We start from the raw sequence: 16,500 nt of genomic DNA on the forward strand, positions 1-16,500 counted from the left end.
ACGCGTCAGGCGACGGCGCGCAAGGGGGCGGTGCGGTCCGCGCCGCGATAGCGGCCCACCGAGAAATCGATGAAGCTGCGCACCTTCATGGACAGATAATTCCGGCCCGGATAAAGAATCGAGATGTTGCGCGGGCCGCCGTTGGCCGCGTAGTGGTCGAGCAGCGTGACCAGCTCGCCGCGTTCGATATCGGGTGTGACGAGCGGCTCGGGCAGCAGCGCGATGCCCATGTGGCTCAGCGCCGCCACGCGCACCATCGCGCTGCCGCTGGAGGCCAGCGCCTGGCCGGTGTAGACGCGGCACACGCCGTCGTGATCGGCGAACTCCCAGGTGCGCGCGGCGCCGTCGGACACCGTCAGCAGGCTGTGGTTGTTCAGCGCGGCCGGGTCGGCCGGCGTGCCGTGGCGCGCCAGGTATTCGGGCGAGGCCACCAGCACCTCGCGCACCGTGGTCAGCGAGCGCGACACCAGCGTGGCGCTGACCAGCCGGCGGTCGTCGGAGAAGCAGACGTCGTAGCCGCCCTCGACCATGTCGATGTGGGTGTCGAAGGTGGTCACGTCGAAGCCGACGCGCGGGTGTTGCAGCCGGTAGCCGGCCAGCAGCTCGCCCAGGCCGCCGGCCGCGAAGCTCATCGACGCGGCCACGCGCAGCGTGCCGCGCGGGTCGCGGGTGGCGCGCACGAGGTTCGATTCGACCTCGTCGAGCTTTTCGATGATTACGCGGCAGCCGTCGAGATATTCGCGGCCGGCCTCGGTCAGCGACAGGCTGCGCGTGGTGCGGTTCAGCAGGCGCATGTTCAGGTGCGCCTCCAGCATGCCGACGCTGCGCGTGACGGCCGCGGCCGACATGCCGAGCTGACGCGCGGCGAGGTTGAAGCTTTCGAGATCCACTACACGCGTAAAGACGCGCATCGCCTGGAGCTGGTTCATGGTTGTACGGGCAACATTTGCGGTGCGTTCATGATCGGTGGGGCGCGTTAACAACACCGCGCCCGGAACATGAAGCTTTTTTCAGAATCGCGGCGGGGTGAGGGCCGCGGGCCGGCTCAGTTGGGCAGGCTGGTGGCCTCTCGCGCATCTTCCAGATGGCGGCCGAGCGATTCGTGCAGGCGCTCCAGGCTCAACGGCGGCAGCGCGAAACCGCTCCAGCCCAGGCCCGTGTGGCGCAGGAACAGCACCGCGCCGCCATACAGCGCGTGCTGCTCGGTGTACCAGCACGGGTCCATCTCGACCACGTACTGCTCGGAGCGCAGCGGCGCTTCCGGCACCGGCGGCTGCATCGAGGCGCGCAGCAGGCTCAGGTACTGGATCACGGCGTCCACGTCGGCCGGATCGAGGATCACCGAGGCTTTGTCGATCGACACCAGCACGGCGCTCTTGCCGTACTCGTTGATCAGTTCGATGCTCATCGGACGCGTCATTTCCGGCTCCCTGTCCAGGTCACGATGCAGCGATTATCGGACCGCGTCCTGGCTCCATTTCTGAAACAACCGTATCGCCGGATGAAACTTTGTTTAAGGAGAACGGGCGGCCCGGCGCGCGGCGCCGATCGGCGCATGAGCGGCCGGCGGTGCGGAAATTGGCGAAAATCCGGTGAAAAATGCGCGGGCGGGGCCGATTTCGTGCGATTTCGGCCGATTTGCCCCGGTTTCGAACGGTTTCCCCGGGCCGCGACAAAACTTGCCTCATAATCAGGCACCGCCGATACTTACGGGTTACGCGCATTCCCTTTCGATCACGATTTAACGGTTTTCCGTCATGACCACGATTCTTGAAAATCTCCCGACTGGCCAGAAGGTCGGTATTGCGTTCTCCGGCGGCCTCGACACCAGCGCGGCGCTGCACTGGATGCGCATCAAGGGCGCCGTGCCGTACGCATACACCGCGAACCTCGGCCAGCCGGACGAAGAGGACTACGATTCGATTCCGCAGCGTGCCCGCGAATACGGCGCCGAAAACGCCCGCCTGATCGATTGCCGCGCGCAACTCGTGGCCGAAGGGATCGCCGCGCTGCAATCGGGCGCCTTCCACATCTCCACGGCCGGCGTCACGTATTTCAATACCACCCCGATCGGCCGCGCCGTGACCGGCACCATGCTGGTGGCCGCCATGAAGGAAGACGGCGTCAACATCTGGGGCGACGGCAGCACGTACAAGGGCAACGACATCGAGCGGTTCTACCGCTACGGCCTGCTCGTCAACCCCGATCTGAAGATCTACAAGCCGTGGCTCGACCAGCAGTTCATCGACGAACTGGGCGGCCGTGCCGAAATGTCGGAATTCATGACGAAGGCCGGCTTTGGCTACAAGATGTCGGCCGAGAAGGCCTACTCGACCGATTCGAACCTGCTCGGCGCGACGCACGAAGCGAAGGATCTCGAAAGCCTCGATTCGGGCATCAAGATCGTCAACCCGATCATGGGCGTGGCGTTCTGGCGCGACGACGTGAAGATCGCCGCCGAGGAAGTGACGGTGCGTTTCGAGGAAGGCCGCCCGGTCGCGCTGAACGGCGTGGAATTCACCGACCAGGTCGAACTGCTGCTCGAAGCGAACCGCATCGGCGGCCGCCACGGCCTCGGCATGAGCGACCAGATCGAGAACCGCATCATCGAGGCGAAGAGCCGCGGCATCTACGAAGCCCCGGGCCTCGCGCTGCTGTACATCGCCTACGAGCGCCTCGTCACCGGCATCCACAACGAAGACACCATCGAGCAGTACCGCGAAAGCGGCCGCCGCCTCGGCCGCCTGCTGTATCAAGGCCGCTGGTTCGATCCGCAGGCCATCATGCTGCGCGAAACGGCGCAACGCTGGGTGGCGCGCGCCATCACGGGCGAAGTGCGCATCGAACTGCGTCGCGGCAACGACTACTCGATCCTCAGCACGCGTTCGCCGAACCTGACCTACGCGCCGGAGCGCCTGTCGATGGAGAAGGTCGCCTCGACGTTCTCGCCGCGCGACCGTATCGGCCAACTGACGATGCGCAACCTCGACATCACCGATACGCGCGACAAGCTGCGCGTGTACGCGCAAGTCGGGCTGCTGACGCCGGGCGAGACGTCGGCGCTGCCGCAGATCAAGCAGGACGTGCAGGACAAGAAGGCCGGCGAGTAAGCGCGGCTGGCGGTATGCAGTACCCCGGCCCGGCGGCGCGCGTGAGAGACGCGCCGCCGGGCCGGTTCGCGTGAGGTTGCGGCACGGGGTGTGCGCCGCTTTTTTACGCGGCGTCGCGGGTGCGCGCGGCGCGTTGCATCAAGCTGTCCGACTCCAATCACAATCCAATCGAGGCCGCGATGTTCACCCTGCATCCCCCGTTGTCCTTCTTCCAGCGACTTGCCGTGTGGTGGTCGTACTTCTGGCGCATCACGCTGGCGACCTTGCCGATCTGGCTCGGCGCGATCGTGCTCCTGTTGGTGTTCTACCTGACGGCCCGGCATGGCATGGTGCCGAAGCTCGGGGAGAACGGCGCGTTCGGCCTGGCCATGCTGGTGATATTCGGGCTGGTGGCGGCGGTCGTGGTGCTGAGTCTGCCGATCGTCGGTTACATGACGCGCCGCGCATTCGCCAAGCATGGGCTCACGGTGCCGGAGCGCTACAGCTTCCGGCAGGCGGTGATGCTCGGGCTGACCACCTGGGGCTGGGGCATCGTCGTATCGCTCGCCGGCAACCTGCTCGCGTATCCGTTCAAGCATGTGGTGGCGGCCTCGCCGGGCGCGATGCTGCTGCTGCAGCTCGTCATGCTGTGCGTGGGGTGGCTCGGTGCGATGTATGTCGTGATGCCGCGTCAGGCGCGGCGGCTGCGGATTCAGACCGGCGACCCGGCGGTGCTGGCAGAGATGCTGTAAGGGGTGGAGGCCGGGGCGCTTCGGGTTTCTCGTGCCGCCGCGTGCCGCCGGTGCCTTGGAGCGAGCCCGTGGCGCTGCAACGGTTCGGAGTCCGGCTTCAACACCGCGATGCGGCCCCGAGGCAGCGCTGCGGCACGTCGTAGCGTGCGAGTCGAATGTCAAATCGTTTTGACGTTGCCCGACGTCGCGTGTAACGTCGGCGTAACTTCACCCTTGTCCGTCGACGGCGCCCACGGTGGCGTCGACGTGTCGATCCATGCTTCCCGATTGCTACTGCATCCAGTTCAGGCGCGCGGCCAACGCGCTGACCGGCATCTACGATCAGGTGCTGCGCCCCACCGGCCTGAAGGCCACGCAATTCGCGCTGCTGCGCGTGCTCGCGCGGCTCGAATCGGCCACCTTCACCGAGATCGCCACCATCACGATGCTCGACAAGACCACCATCTCGCGCAACATGAAGGTGCTGATCCAGTCGGGCTGGGTGACCGTGTTTTCCGAGGGCGATGCGCGCTTCAAGGTCGCGCGCCTGAGCGAAAGCGGCACGGCCAAACTGCGCGACGCGGAGCCGCACTGGCAGGCGGCGCAGGCGCACGTGGAGGGCGACGTGCAGCAATACCTGCAGGGCACGGCCAGCAAGCAACTCGTGCTGGCGCTCGAAGCGCTTCATCAACCTCGGCCGGACGCCGACGCCAACCCGGCGGGTTAACCCGGCCTGTCGAAGCGCGGCGGCGCTGCCTAATATCGGACGGATGGGCGGCGGCCGGCATGCCGGCGCTCGCCACCGTTGGCGCACCGCGCCGGGAGGAGACACCATGTCCGATTCGCCACCGCGCGTCGTCGCCACCGACGCCGCGCGCCAGTTGATCCAGGAACTGAGCCGCAAGCACGGCCAGTTGATGTTCCACCAGTCGGGCGGCTGCTGCGACGGCAGCGCGCCGATGTGTCTTCAGGAAGGCGAACTGATCGTCGGCGGCGGTGATGTGCGCCTCGGCGAGATCGAGGGCATGGCGTTCTACATGAGCGACTCGCAGTACGCGTCGTGGCAGCACACGCAACTGATCATCGACGTGACGCCCGGCATCGGCGGCATGTTCTCGCTCGAAGGCACCAGCGGCCTGCGCTTCCTGACGCGCTCGCGGCTGTTCACCGAAGACGAACTGAGCCGGCTCGACGCGGTGCGCTAGCATCGCGGCCGTCCGGCGGCCCGAGCAGCCCAGCGCCCGGGCGTCACCCTCGGCGGCAGGGGCGGGCGGTGCCCGCGTGACGACCCCGAGCCGCCGTCGCCGCCGTTTCATCCTTCCCCGCTTTCTCTCCCTTCCTCCACGTTGTTCCGCGCCGCAGCGCCGTCGCGTTGCCGCGCCTTGCACCCTCCCGCACCAGCGCTCCGCCGCCGCCATTCACCACGGTCGGCGCGCGCACGCCAAACGCGATCTCGGTGTTAACCCATACAGACATTCCGGATTCAGAACACTACGCTCTGTATACAGAGTTCAGAGTTCAAAAGAATTCGAGCGGCACGATCCCCATCAATCACTGGAGGAAGCAAGTCATGAGCGTCAAATCGGACAAACTGGAAGAGCCGCGCACCGCGGGCGGAGCCGCGCCGGTTGCCAGGAAACTGATTCCCTACGGCGGCTACTACACGAACAAGATTCCCGATCACGATCCCGAGCTGACGGAAACCGGGCCGGGCACGCCGACCGGCGAATTCATGCGGCGCTTCTGGCACCCGGTGTGCATGTCGCTCGAACTGACCGATACGCCGCGCTTCCTGAAGATCCTCAACGAGGAACTGGTGGCGTTCCGCGACAAGAGCGGCGCGGTGGGCGTGCTGCACGCGCACTGCGTGCACCGCGGCGCATCGCTCGAATACGGCTCGATCCAGGAGCACGGCATCATGTGCTGCTATCACGGCATGGTGTTCGACGTGGACGGCGCCTGCCTGCACGTGCCGTTCCCGAAGGGGGAGGAGAAGGAGGCCGAGAAGTTCGCCTGCTCGATCCGCCAGGGCGCCTACAAGGCGGTCGAGCGCAACGGCCTGGTGTTCGCCTACATGGGGCCGCCCGAGGACGAGCCGCCGTTCCCCGAATGGGAAGGCGACTTCACGGTGATGGACGGCGACGAGCTGGTGCCGTACAGCAACTTCCAGCATTGCAACTGGCTGCAGGTGCAGGACAACGCGGCCGACAACTACCACACGGCCGCGCTGCACGCGGGCAAGAGCGTGGTGGATGGGCACTTCCAGGGCACCACGTTCGACGAGGTCGGTGCGGCCTCGATGGAAGTGGCGCCCGACATGAACTTCGTGCCGGTGCAGGGTGGCCGCAGCCTCGCCTGCGCGGGCGCGCGCCGCGTCGACAAGGATCGCCTGTTCGTGCGCGTGCAGCATCAGGTGCTGCCGAACCTGAGCCTGCACGCCTACACGTCCGAGGACGGCTCGCAGAAGAAGCTGTTCAGCCGCTTCCACATCATCCGCTGGACGGTGCCGGTGGACGACGAGAACAGCAAGATGATCGGCTGGCGCGTGATGGGGCCGGGCATCGACACGCGCGGCGTGGGCAACAAGGCGCTGGTGGGCTACGAGTCGATCGACTTTCTCGAAGGCCAGGTGGCGATGCGCCGCCCCGAGCGCTTCGGCCAGTACAAGCTCGACGAGCTGCCGCCGATCCCGCCGAACCACCGCGAGCGCGCGCACTACAAGCAGGCGCAGTACGCGCCGGGCGACTACGAGGCGATCATCAGCCAGCGCCCGATTGCCGTGCATGCGCTCGAACATCCGACCCGCTTCGACGCGGGCCTCTACCAGTTCCGCAAGATGCTGCGCGACGCGGTGCGCGGCACCAATCCGCCGTCGTCGGCGCAGGGCTTCACCGAATGGTTCCGCGAGCTGGCCGGCGCGCCGAACAGCTATTGCTCGGGCAACGTGTTCGAGATTGCCGAGGGCGAAACGGTCGAAGAAGAAGTGGCGCGCCGGCGCAAGGTGCTGAAGTCGGTGGTCGAGATCCTGACGCAGAGCGAACCGATGAAGGGCGCCGAGCGCGCCGAGTTCGTGCGGGGCCGCTTCGACGATCTCGAGCAATCGCTGAAGCGCTGACACGCCGGCGCCTTACCGGCGGCGCGCTCGCCGCGCGCGAGCGCGCCGCCTGCCAAGCACAAGGAAACACCGCATGGAAACCGAACTGGAAGCCGCATTGGCCCCCGCGCAGGAGGCGGCCGAGTCCGCGCGCGACGCGGCCGCCGACACCCTCGACGTGAGGGTCAGGCAGGTGCGCTACGAAGGGCGCGGTATCAATTCCTACGAACTGGTTAGCCCGGGCGGCGCGCCGCTGCCGCCGTTCGAGGCCGGTGCGCATATCGATGTCCATCTGAAGCAGGGCGTGATTCGCCAGTATTCGCTCAGTAATGCGCCGGGCGAACGGCACCGCTACGTGATCGCCGTGCTGAAGGACGAGAACGGCCGCGGCGGCTCGCGCGCCGTGCACGAGCAACTGCGCGCCGGCGACATCGTGACGATCAGCCGGCCGCGCAATCACTTCGCGCTGGCGCGCGACGCCGCGCGCGTCGTGCTGATCGCGGGCGGCATCGGCGTCACGCCGATCAAGGCGATGGCGCACGAACTGGACGCGCGCGGCATCGCGTACGACATGCACTACTGCGCGCGCAACGCCGAGGCCGCCGCATTCGGCCCCGAACTCGACGCGATGCGCCGCGCCGGCAAGCTGCACGATCACTACGACGAAGGGCTGGACCACCTGCGCTTCGACGTGAAGCAACTGCTGAAGCGCCACATGCCCGGCACGCACGTGTATTACTGCGGCCCGGCCGGCTTCATGGCGGCCTGCGCCGAAGCTGCCGCGCACTGGCCGGCCGGCACCGTGCACTTCGAGCATTTCAAGGCGCCGGAACGGCCGAAGGCCGAGGCGGGCGGTGGCGATTCGGCGGCTGGCGAATGCGAGGTGACGATCGCGAGCACCGGGCAGGTGGTGATGCTGAAGGCGGGCGAGAGCCTGGTGGATGCGCTCGGCGCGGTGGGCATCGCGGTGCCGACCTCGTGCTGCGCGGGCCTGTGCGCGACCTGCAAGCTGCGCTACCTCGAAGGCGAGGTGCAGCACAACGACACCATCCTCGACGAGGACGAGCGCCGCGATCACCTGACCGCCTGTGTGTCGCTGCCGGCCGGCAAGCGGCTCGTGCTCGATCTTTGAGTATGAATGTGGTTCATGTTTGTATGAACAGCGTTCGTTTGTCAACGCAAGTCGCGCGACAGACGACAACGGTATCGGCGGCGCAGGGCAGGCAGTGGGAGGCCGCGCCGCATCTCGTCACCCCACTATGTCGAAGGAGGCAATCTCATGTCCACAGTCGCCGAACGCCCGGCCGAATCGATCGTCAAGCCGGGAAAGGTGTCGATCTACCAACCCGATCAGGAAGGGTTGATCTTTCCCGAACTGCCGACGTTCGAATCGCACGCGGCGCATCGCCAGCACTTGAAGGAGCGGCTCGTCGCCGCCTGCCGCGCGTTCGCGCAGCACGGCTTTGATTACGGCTTCGCCGGCCACCTGACGATTCGGGATCCCGAACATCCGGGCCTGTACTGGACCAACCCGATGGCCGTGCATTTCGCGCAGGTGAAGGTGTCGAACCTGATCTGCGCCGACCACACCGGCCGCGTGGTGGAAGGCGAATACGCGATCAACCGCGCGGGCTTCGTGCTGCACGCCGCCGTGCACGAGCAGCACCAGGACATCGTCGCGATGTGTCATGCGCACACCGTGTACGGCACCGCGTTCGCCGCGCTCGGCAAGCCGCTCGCGCCGATCTCGCAGGACGCCGCCGCGTTCTTCGAAGACCACGTCGTGATCGGCGAGGAAGCGGGCAAGGTGGCGGTGGAAGTGAAGGGCGGCAACAAGGTCGCCAACGCGTTCGCCGGCGTGAAAGCCGCGATCCACCAGAACCACGGCCTGCTGACGGCGAGCCGCCACAGCATCGATGCCGCCGCGTTCTGGTTCATCGCGCTCGAACGCTGCTGCCGCCAGCAACTGATGATCGAGGCGACCGGCGTGGTGCCGAGGGAAGTGAAGCCCGAGAGCGCACGCTACAGCCGCGAACACGTGGGCAGCGAATACATCGGCTGGCTCCACTTCCAGACGCTCTGGAACGACCTGGTCGCGACGCAGCCGGACATGTTCGACTGATTCGCGCCGGTCGACCCCCACACCGGCCGGCGGAGACGCTCCCAAGATGGCGCCCGCCCGGCCGGCATTTGCCAGGCCCCTCAGGAGACAACCATGAGTTCCCCCAGCCCTGCCGCGTATATGGAAGGCGGCGAGTCGTCGGCGTTCGCGAAAGCGACCGTCCGGCTCGTGCCGTTCCTGTTCCTCTGCTATCTCGCCGCGTACCTGGACCGCATCAACGTCGCGTTCGCGAAGCTCCAGATGCTGACCGATCTCGGCTTCAACGAAGCGATCTACGGCTTCGGCGCCAGCGTGTTCTTCATCGGCTATTTGTTGTTCGAAGTGCCAAGCAACTTGATGCTGCTGCGCGTGGGGCCGCGACGCTGGATCGCGCGGATCATGGTGACCTGGGGGCTGCTGTCGGCCGGCATGATGTTCGTGCACACGGCCACGCAGTTCTACGTCATGCGCTTCCTGCTCGGCGTGGCCGAGGCCGGCTTCTTTCCGGCCATCGTGCTGTACCTGACGTACTGGTTTCCGCCGTCACGCCGCTCGAAAGTGACGGCGCTGTTCATGACCGGCATTCCGATGTCGGGGGTGGTTGGCGGGCCGCTGTCGGGCTGGCTCATGACGCAGCTCGGCGGCGCGCACGGCATGGCGGGCTGGCAGTGGCTGTTCCTGCTGGAAGGCGTGCCGACCATCGTGCTCGGCGCGATCGCGTTCTTCTTCCTCGACGACAAGGTGGCCGACGCCAACTGGCTCGATGCCGATCAGAAGGCCGCGATCGAGCGCAAGCTGCGCGAGGAAGCACCCAAGGGCGCGCTGCAATCGGTGCGCGAGGGCCTGTTCAGCGCGAAGATCCTGCTGGTCAGCGGCATCTACTTTTTCTACACGATGGGGCTGTACGGCGTGAGCTTCTGGCTGCCGACGCTGATCAAGTCGAGCGGCGTGTCGAACCCGCTCAACGTCGGGCTGCTGACGGCGATTCCGTATGCGGCCGGCGCGATCGCGATGGTGCTGGTCAGCCAGAGCTCGGACCGCAGCGGCGAGCGGCGCTGGCACCTGATCGTGCCGGGGCTGGTGGGTGCGCTCGGGCTGGGCCTGAGCGTGGCGTTCGCGCATTCCACCGCGCTCGCGATGATCGGCCTGACCATCGGCACGATGGGCGTGATGACGACGATCTCGCAGTTCTGGGTGCTGCCGCCCGCGTTTCTCGGCGGCGCGGCAGCGGCCGCGGGCCTTGCGCTGGCGAACTCGGTCGGCAGCATTTCGGGCGTGGTCAGCCCGTCGCTGATCGGCGTGATCAAGAACGCCACGGGATCGGCCGGGGCCGGCGTGCTGGTGCTGTCGGCGAGCCTGGTGGTGGGCGGGGTGCTGGTGCTGCTGGTGCCGCCCGCGCTGGTAAATTCGCGTCGCATGCGGGCTTGAGGGCAAATCAGCGGAAGCGTTGTTTCGACGCTTCCCGATGCCGATGCGCCGGCGGGTTTCGTGCCCGCCGGCGCGTTGGCGTTCAGGCCACCGCTTCGGCCATGTTGTGCACGAGGTTCTCGCGCGCATATTCGGTGTGCTGGCTACTGAGCTTCGCGGCCAGTTCCTCGTCGCCCTGCGCGATCGCCTCGGCGATCGCCGCGTGCTCGTCCCAGACGCTCTTGCGCTGGCCGGCCACCCGATGCACGGCGCCCATCACGCGGCGCAGCAGCATCCAGTGCAGTTGCGCGTTATCGACGATCAGCGGGTTGCCCGAGGCGGCGTAGATCGCGCTGTGAAAGGCCATGTCGGCCTCGATCATCGCCTTGATGTCGTCGCCCTTCGAGAGCTTGCGGCCGGTGGCGATCAGCGCCTTGTCGAGCTTGACCCGCTTGCGCGCCGCGAGCCGGGCGGCGAGGCTGTCGAGCGCGCCGCGCAGTTCGTAGAGATGGCCGATGCGTTCGGCGTCGAGCGGCGCGACCTGCAGGCCGCGCCCCGGCGCGTCTTCCACGAGGCCGTCCTTCTTCAGCAGGCGGAACGCCTGCAGCACCGGCGAGCGCGACACCGACAACTGCTCGGCGATTTCTTCCTGGACGATACGGGTGCCCGGCGCGATCGAGCCTTCGGTGATGGCGTCGCGCAGCACGCGATAGACCTCGTCGACGTAATCGGTGCGCGCCTGGATTTTCAAGAGTTTCGCTGGCATGGTCACGGCATCTATGGATACAGAATACCGTTAGCTTACCAGCACGGAAGAGGGGCGGCGGCGGGGTGTTGCGCGCAAGCGCAGGCGGGCGGTTCGGCGGGGCGTGGCGGGCTTGCCGCTTCAGTTTGCCGGAAGGCAGCAGAACCAGGCGGGCAGGTCGTTCGCGCCGGCCGGCGCGGCGTGCAGGCGGCCCGGCTTGATGATCGCATCCGCTTGGCACGCGGCGCGCACCGCGTCGAGGCAGCGCGCGAGGTCGCCGCCGCGCGCCTGCTGCACGAACACCAGCGCGGCGGCTGCGCGGAAGCGCCGCGCCTCGGCCACCGCGAAGCGCATGTCGTCGAGCATCCGGCCGGCCTCGCCGCCGCGCGCGTCGCGCACGAAGATCGACAGCAGGCCGGCCGCGGCGCGCGCGAGAATCCATTCGGCCTCGACGCCGCCGAGCGAATCGCGCTCCAGCGGCACGTACGACAGCGTTTCGGGGTCGGCGAAGCCGGCCTGCGCCTGCAACGCCGCACGCGCCGCAGTGGGCACGCCGCCGTGCGCCCACTGCGCCAGCGGCGCGGCCGGGCGTTGCGTACGGGCGAACGAGAAGCCGGTTTCTCCCAGCAGCAGCGGTTCGTCGAGGTCGGTGCTCGTGGAGCGGCCAAACAGGCAATCCGGCATCTTCATCGCGCGTCCTCGGCGGTGGGCGAATCGTGGGGGAGCAGAGCGGCGTGGATTGTCTTGAGGGATCGGTGAAATCGTCTACCGAATGCCGAACTCTGTATCCAGAGAATATCGGGGCGGGGGCGCGGCGCACATCGGGAGAAACACGCAGCGCCTATGCGACGTGCCCGCGCCGGCGCGATGCTTCTCGCTGAGGCTCGCCTACATCTGCTGCCGATAAACCAAAAATCCCGACTTGTTCGCCACCTGGTCGTACAGCTTCATCGCCGTCGCATTGGTTTCATGAGTCTGCCAATACACGCGCTCGACGCCGTCGCGCCTCGCCTCGCGATACACGGCCTCGATCAGCGCGCGCCCGACGCCCTTGCCGCGCGCCGCATCGAGCGTGAACAAGTCCTGCAGATAACAGATCGGCCCGGCCAGCGTGGTGTGACGGTGGTAGAGAAAATGCACGAGGCCGACGATCGCGCCATCCAGCTCCGCCACCATCGCCCGCATCGGTTCGTAGCCGTCGAAGAAGCGCCGCCACGTCAGGTCGGTGATCTCGCGCGGCAGCGCGGTGTCGCCCGAGCGGCCATAAAACGCGTTGTAGCCATCCCAGAGCGGCAGCCACGCTGCGAAATCGGTGGGGCGTGCGTCGCGGACAACGAGTGAATCGTTCATGAAAAAGCGCTCCTGGGCGGCATTCGATGGCAGGCCAGTATAGGAGCGCGTCGCGCGTTTGATGAGCACCAGCCGGTGGCGAATTCATGGAGCCACGCGAGAGTCGGCGATGCGCCGGCCACCGCCTCAACCGTGCCCGCGATGCCGGCGCAAGGTCTCGGAAGGTAGTTCTCCGAACTGTTCGCGGTATTCGTTCGAGAAGTTGCCGAGATGCCAGAAGCCCCAGCGCGTGGCGGCCTCGGTCACGGTGTCGGCGCGCTGCAATTCGCGGCGCGCATGCCCGAGCCGCACCGCGCGCATGTACGTGAACGGATTGACGCCGAGCGATGCCTCGAACGCGTATTGCAGCGTGCGGCGGCTCGCGCGCAATCGCACGCACAATTCGGCCACGGTCAGCGGGCCGTCGGGCGACCCCTCCACCAGCTCGCGCACGGCGCGCACCAGTTGCCAGTGGCGCGCGGTGCGATGCGTGAGGTGGGTGCGCGTGGCGGCAGCGGCGTCGTGCGCGAACGGGTCGGGCAGCACGTCGGCCAGCCCGAACACGGCGCTGCTCTCCAGCGAGGCGGCCACCTGCGGGTCGTCGAGCAGCGTCGGCGTGTCCTGGATCGCCGACAGCATCTGCGCCAAGGTGGTGCGAAATGCGTCGAGCCGCAGCGGCTCGGCGTTGCGGATGCCGGCGCGGCCGGCCAGCCGTTCGCCGATCTCGCGCAGTTGCTCGCGCACGCTGTCGCTGCGCGTGTCGGCGGCGGTGATTTCGAGGTTCACCACCAGGTGCCGGTCCGGCGACAGGAATTCGAAACCGTTGCTGCCGGAGAACACATGCAGCGCGTCGCGATGGCTTGTCTCGCCGCACAACAGCGCATGCCCTTCGAGCTGGAACGGAATGCCCACGGCGATGCGGTCGCGCGCAACCTCGCCACGCTGATAAACAGTGCGGTTCAGGCGCTCGACATGGATGCGCACGCTGCCGGCGGCAAACGAGGTGATCGAGCCGTCGAAGCTGCCGCGCGAGATCTGGCAATAGCTCTGGTTCCAGGCGTCGAGCAGCGACGCCTGCTCCTCGACGCTGCGGCAGGTGTGGGTGGCAACGGCAGTGGTGAGATCGAAACCCATTTCTGAATTGGCTGTCGCGTGAGGGCCGCATTCCGTGAGGCCCAGTGTAGGCCCGCCAAAATAGACGAGCAGCCGCACACGCCATGCCCGCACCGTGCGGCCGACTATTTCGGATTGCCATCGACATTTTGCCAATTCTGGATAGTCGCGCCATTTCGGTGCGCCTACCGTGTTGCCATCACCACATCGGGAGGCATCGAATGAGCATGGGCAAGCAAGGCACCACCCCGGCCGGGCGCGAGCGGCTGGCCGGCAAGGTGGCGATCGTGTCGGGCGGGGCGACCGGAGCCGGCGGCGCGGCGTCGCTGCTGTTCGCGCGCGAGGGCGCGCAGGTGGCGGTGATCGATCGCAACGTGGAGGCCGGCGAGGCGGTGGTGGCGCGCATTCGCGACGAGGGCGGGGTGGCGGAATTCTTCGCGGCCGACGTGTCGCGGCGCGACGCCGTGGACGCCGCCGTGGCCGGCGTGGTGCAGCGCTTCGCGCGCATCGACGTGCTGTTCAATCACGCGGGCAGCATCGTCGTCAAACCGTTCCTCGACACGACTGATGAGGACTACGACTGGCTCATGGACGTCAACGTGCGCAGCATGTTCATGATGACGCGGGCTGTGCTGCCGCACATGCTGGAGGCGGGGCGCGGCTCGATCGTGTGCACCGCGTCGATCTCGTCGGTGGCGGCCACGCCGCTCGAGGTGCTGTATTGCACCACCAAGGGCGCGTGCGCGATGTTCGCGCGGGCGATCGCCGTGGAATATCGCGACCGCGGCATTCGCTGCAATGCCGTGAATCCGGGCTTCATCAACACGCCGCACGGGCAGCGCGAGATCAGCGCGCTGGCGCAATACGGGTTCGACGCGAGCGAGGCGGCGCTGTCGGCGCAGCAGGGGCGGCTGTGCGCGCCCGAGGAAGTGGCGCAGGCCGCGCTGTTCCTGGCGAGCGACGATGCGTCGTTCGTCAACGGCGCGCACCTGTATGTGGACAACTGCTTCACGGCGGCCTGAGCGCAACGACATCGGCTATCGGGCATCCCGCGCGCGGCAAGGTCGCTCGCGTACATGAAAAGGATTCGTCATGGACATCAAACACACGGCCACCCCGGCCGGCCCCGCTGACGACGACGTCAGGCTGCTGCACCAGATGGGGTACGCGCAGGAGCTGTCGCGCCGGATGGGGGCGTTCTCGAACTTCGCGGTGTCGTTCTCGCTGATCTGCATCCTGTCGGGCGGCATCACGTCGTTCCAACTGGGCCTGTCGGCGGCCGGCGGCGCATCGATCGGGCTGGGCTGGCCGCTCGGCTCGCTGTTCGCGATGGTGGTGGCGGCCGCGATGGCGCAGATCGCCTCGTCGTATCCGACGGCCGGCGGCCTGTATCACTGGGGCTCGATTCTCGGCGGCAAGACCTGGGGCTGGCTCACCGCGTGGCTGAACCTGCTCGGCCTGGTGTTCGTGGTGGCCGCGATCAACTACGGCACCTACGATCCGTTCTTCAAGACGCTGATCGCGCCGCTGTTCGGCGTGTCGCCCGATTCGCTCGGCTGGGGCGCGCAAACGCTGTTCCTCACCGTGATCACCGCGTCGCAGGCGCTGCTCAACCATCGCGGCATCCGCCTCACGAGCCTGATCACCGATTTGTCGGGATACCTGATCTTCGTCGTGACGATCCTGCTGGTCGCCGCGCTGCTCTACTACTCGCCGGTCAAGCTCGACCTGTCGCGCCTGACCACGTTCACCAACTTCACCGGCACCGACGGCGGCATGTGGCCGAAGCAGACGATGGCGATGGCCTTCCTGTCCGGCCTGCTGCTGACCGCCTACACGATCACCGGTTTCGACGCCTCGGCGCACACCTCGGAAGAAACCCGCGACGCGTCGCGCAACGTGCCGCGCGGCATCATCGGCTCGGTGTTCTGGTCGACCACCTTCGGCTACGTGATGGTGTGCTCGTTCGTGCTGGTCATGCCGAACGTGGCCGACGCCGTCAAGCAGGGCACCGGCTTCTTCCAGGCGATCCTCGCGCCGATTCCCACGCCGCTGCGGCTGGTGATCGAGCTGCTGATGTTCTTCATCAACTACGTGTGCGGGCTGGCCGCCGTGACCTCGACCTCGCGGATGATGTACGCGTTCGCCCGCGATGGCGGCCTGCCGGGCTCGAAGTGGCTGCGTCGCGTCAACGCGCTGCACCGCACGCCGGGCACGGCGATCTGGGTCTCGGCGATCCTCGCGATCCTGATCACGTTGTACGGTGATGCGTTCAGCGTGTTGAGCGCCGGCAGCGCGGTGTTCCTGTTCATCTCGTACGCCATGCCGATCGCGGCCGGCATCTTCGCGGAAGGGCGCACCTGGACGCAGAAGGGGCCGTTCCAGCTTGGTTGGCTGTCCAAACCATTCGCCGTGGCGGCCGTGATCGGCGCGCTGGTGCTGGCCTATGTCGGCATCCAGCCGCCCAACGAGAAGGTGATCTACGTGATCGCGGCGCTGCTCGTGCTGCTGCTCGGCGTCTGGTATCTGGGCGGCGTGCGCAAGAGCTTCGCCGGGCCGCCGCTGGGCGGGCTGTCGAAGGAGCGCGAGCTGGCGCTCGAAGGGATGGAAGAGCGGCTCGGGGAGCAATGAGCGCGGGCCGCTCGGCACGCTGCGGCGGCGCGTGATACGATCGCGGCACCTGCGGGCGCTGCCTTGCCCGCCGCTTCACCCCGTTTATATTGCACAGCTGAACACCGCCACCATGTACGCAGCAGCCTGGCCTCCCTCGACAACGCACTGACGCCGGCGCCGATGCCTTCACCGCATCGGCCTGGCAGTCCTGCCTGACGGTATTGCACCGTCCGGTGACCGCGCCCCGGTTCGACCTTCCATGGTCGGGCTCCGGCGCA

The 16,500-nt window shown here is 67.2% G+C and carries 16 protein-coding genes; 10 read left to right on the forward strand and 6 right to left on the reverse strand.

Annotation, left to right across the window (positions count from 1 at the left end; genetic code table 11):
- Positions 1–5: 5 nt before the first annotated feature.
- Together AB4851_RS17395 and AB4851_RS17400 are read right to left on the reverse strand one after the other, a co-directional pair.
- On the reverse strand, positions 6–929 hold the full coding sequence (locus tag AB4851_RS17395) for a LysR family transcriptional regulator (protein ID WP_414443305.1): 924 nt from the start codon (positions 927–929) through the stop codon (positions 6–8).
- A gap of 116 nt (positions 930–1,045) precedes the next feature.
- A complete protein-coding gene (locus AB4851_RS17400; RefSeq protein WP_414443304.1) occupies positions 1,046–1,420 on the reverse strand; it encodes a hypothetical protein in 375 nt (124 codons plus the stop codon).
- Positions 1,421–1,757: 337 nt separating this feature from the next.
- Between AB4851_RS17400 and argG the strand changes: the two genes are divergently transcribed.
- The 8 genes from argG to AB4851_RS17440 all read left to right on the forward strand — a co-directional run bounded on the left by argG (position 1,758) and on the right by AB4851_RS17440 (position 10,443).
- The gene (argG, locus tag AB4851_RS17405; RefSeq protein ID WP_414450825.1) at positions 1,758–3,110 is read left to right on the forward strand and encodes an argininosuccinate synthase; all 1,353 of its coding nucleotides are present in this window, start codon (positions 1,758–1,760) and stop codon (positions 3,108–3,110) included.
- 179 nt (positions 3,111–3,289) lie between these two features.
- A complete protein-coding gene (locus AB4851_RS17410) occupies positions 3,290–3,841 on the forward strand; it encodes a hypothetical protein (RefSeq protein WP_414450826.1) in 552 nt (183 codons plus the stop codon).
- Positions 3,842–4,097: 256 nt separating this feature from the next.
- The gene (locus AB4851_RS17415; protein ID WP_414450827.1) at positions 4,098–4,547 is read left to right on the forward strand and encodes a MarR family winged helix-turn-helix transcriptional regulator; all 450 of its coding nucleotides are present in this window, start codon (positions 4,098–4,100) and stop codon (positions 4,545–4,547) included.
- 106 nt (positions 4,548–4,653) lie between these two features.
- Positions 4,654–5,025 (forward strand): DUF779 domain-containing protein, encoded by a 372-nt coding sequence (locus AB4851_RS17420; RefSeq protein ID WP_414443300.1) that lies wholly within the window; start codon positions 4,654–4,656, stop codon positions 5,023–5,025.
- A 365-nt stretch (positions 5,026–5,390) separates the two neighbouring features.
- Complete coding sequence (locus AB4851_RS17425; RefSeq protein ID WP_414443299.1) at positions 5,391–6,935, forward strand: Rieske 2Fe-2S domain-containing protein; 1,545 nt, start codon at positions 5,391–5,393, stop codon at positions 6,933–6,935.
- A 73-nt stretch (positions 6,936–7,008) separates the two neighbouring features.
- Positions 7,009–8,046, forward strand: coding sequence for a PDR/VanB family oxidoreductase (locus tag AB4851_RS17430; RefSeq protein WP_414450828.1), 1,038 nt, complete (start codon positions 7,009–7,011; stop codon positions 8,044–8,046).
- Positions 8,047–8,193: 147 nt separating this feature from the next.
- On the forward strand, positions 8,194–9,036 hold the full coding sequence (locus tag AB4851_RS17435; RefSeq protein WP_414443297.1) for a class II aldolase/adducin family protein: 843 nt from the start codon (positions 8,194–8,196) through the stop codon (positions 9,034–9,036).
- Between the two features lie 93 nt (positions 9,037–9,129).
- The gene (locus AB4851_RS17440) at positions 9,130–10,443 is read left to right on the forward strand and encodes an MFS transporter (protein WP_414450829.1); all 1,314 of its coding nucleotides are present in this window, start codon (positions 9,130–9,132) and stop codon (positions 10,441–10,443) included.
- A gap of 82 nt (positions 10,444–10,525) precedes the next feature.
- Here the strand turns inward: AB4851_RS17440 and AB4851_RS17445 are convergent, their stop codons facing one another.
- From AB4851_RS17445 to AB4851_RS17460, 4 genes are all read right to left on the reverse strand, one after another.
- Complete coding sequence (locus AB4851_RS17445) at positions 10,526–11,188, reverse strand: GntR family transcriptional regulator (RefSeq protein WP_414443295.1); 663 nt, start codon at positions 11,186–11,188, stop codon at positions 10,526–10,528.
- 120 nt (positions 11,189–11,308) lie between these two features.
- A complete protein-coding gene (locus AB4851_RS17450; RefSeq protein WP_414450830.1) occupies positions 11,309–11,857 on the reverse strand; it encodes a hypothetical protein in 549 nt (182 codons plus the stop codon).
- Between the two features lie 198 nt (positions 11,858–12,055).
- Positions 12,056–12,517, reverse strand: coding sequence for an N-acetyltransferase family protein (locus AB4851_RS17455; protein WP_414450831.1), 462 nt, complete (start codon positions 12,515–12,517; stop codon positions 12,056–12,058).
- A gap of 126 nt (positions 12,518–12,643) precedes the next feature.
- Positions 12,644–13,630, reverse strand: coding sequence for a helix-turn-helix domain-containing protein (locus tag AB4851_RS17460; protein ID WP_414450832.1), 987 nt, complete (start codon positions 13,628–13,630; stop codon positions 12,644–12,646).
- Positions 13,631–13,830: 200 nt separating this feature from the next.
- On the opposite strand from AB4851_RS17460, the gene AB4851_RS17465 reads away from it, so the two are divergent.
- Positions 13,831–14,631, forward strand: coding sequence for an SDR family NAD(P)-dependent oxidoreductase (locus AB4851_RS17465; RefSeq protein WP_414443289.1), 801 nt, complete (start codon positions 13,831–13,833; stop codon positions 14,629–14,631).
- A gap of 70 nt (positions 14,632–14,701) precedes the next feature.
- Positions 14,702–16,240 (forward strand): amino acid permease, encoded by a 1,539-nt coding sequence (locus tag AB4851_RS17470; RefSeq protein ID WP_414450833.1) that lies wholly within the window; start codon positions 14,702–14,704, stop codon positions 16,238–16,240.
- Positions 16,241–16,500: the final 260 nt, after the last annotated feature.

Origin of the sequence: Burkholderia sp. 22PA0099 (genome assembly GCF_047497165.1) — a bacterium.
Classification (GTDB): domain Bacteria; phylum Pseudomonadota; class Gammaproteobacteria; order Burkholderiales; family Burkholderiaceae; genus Burkholderia.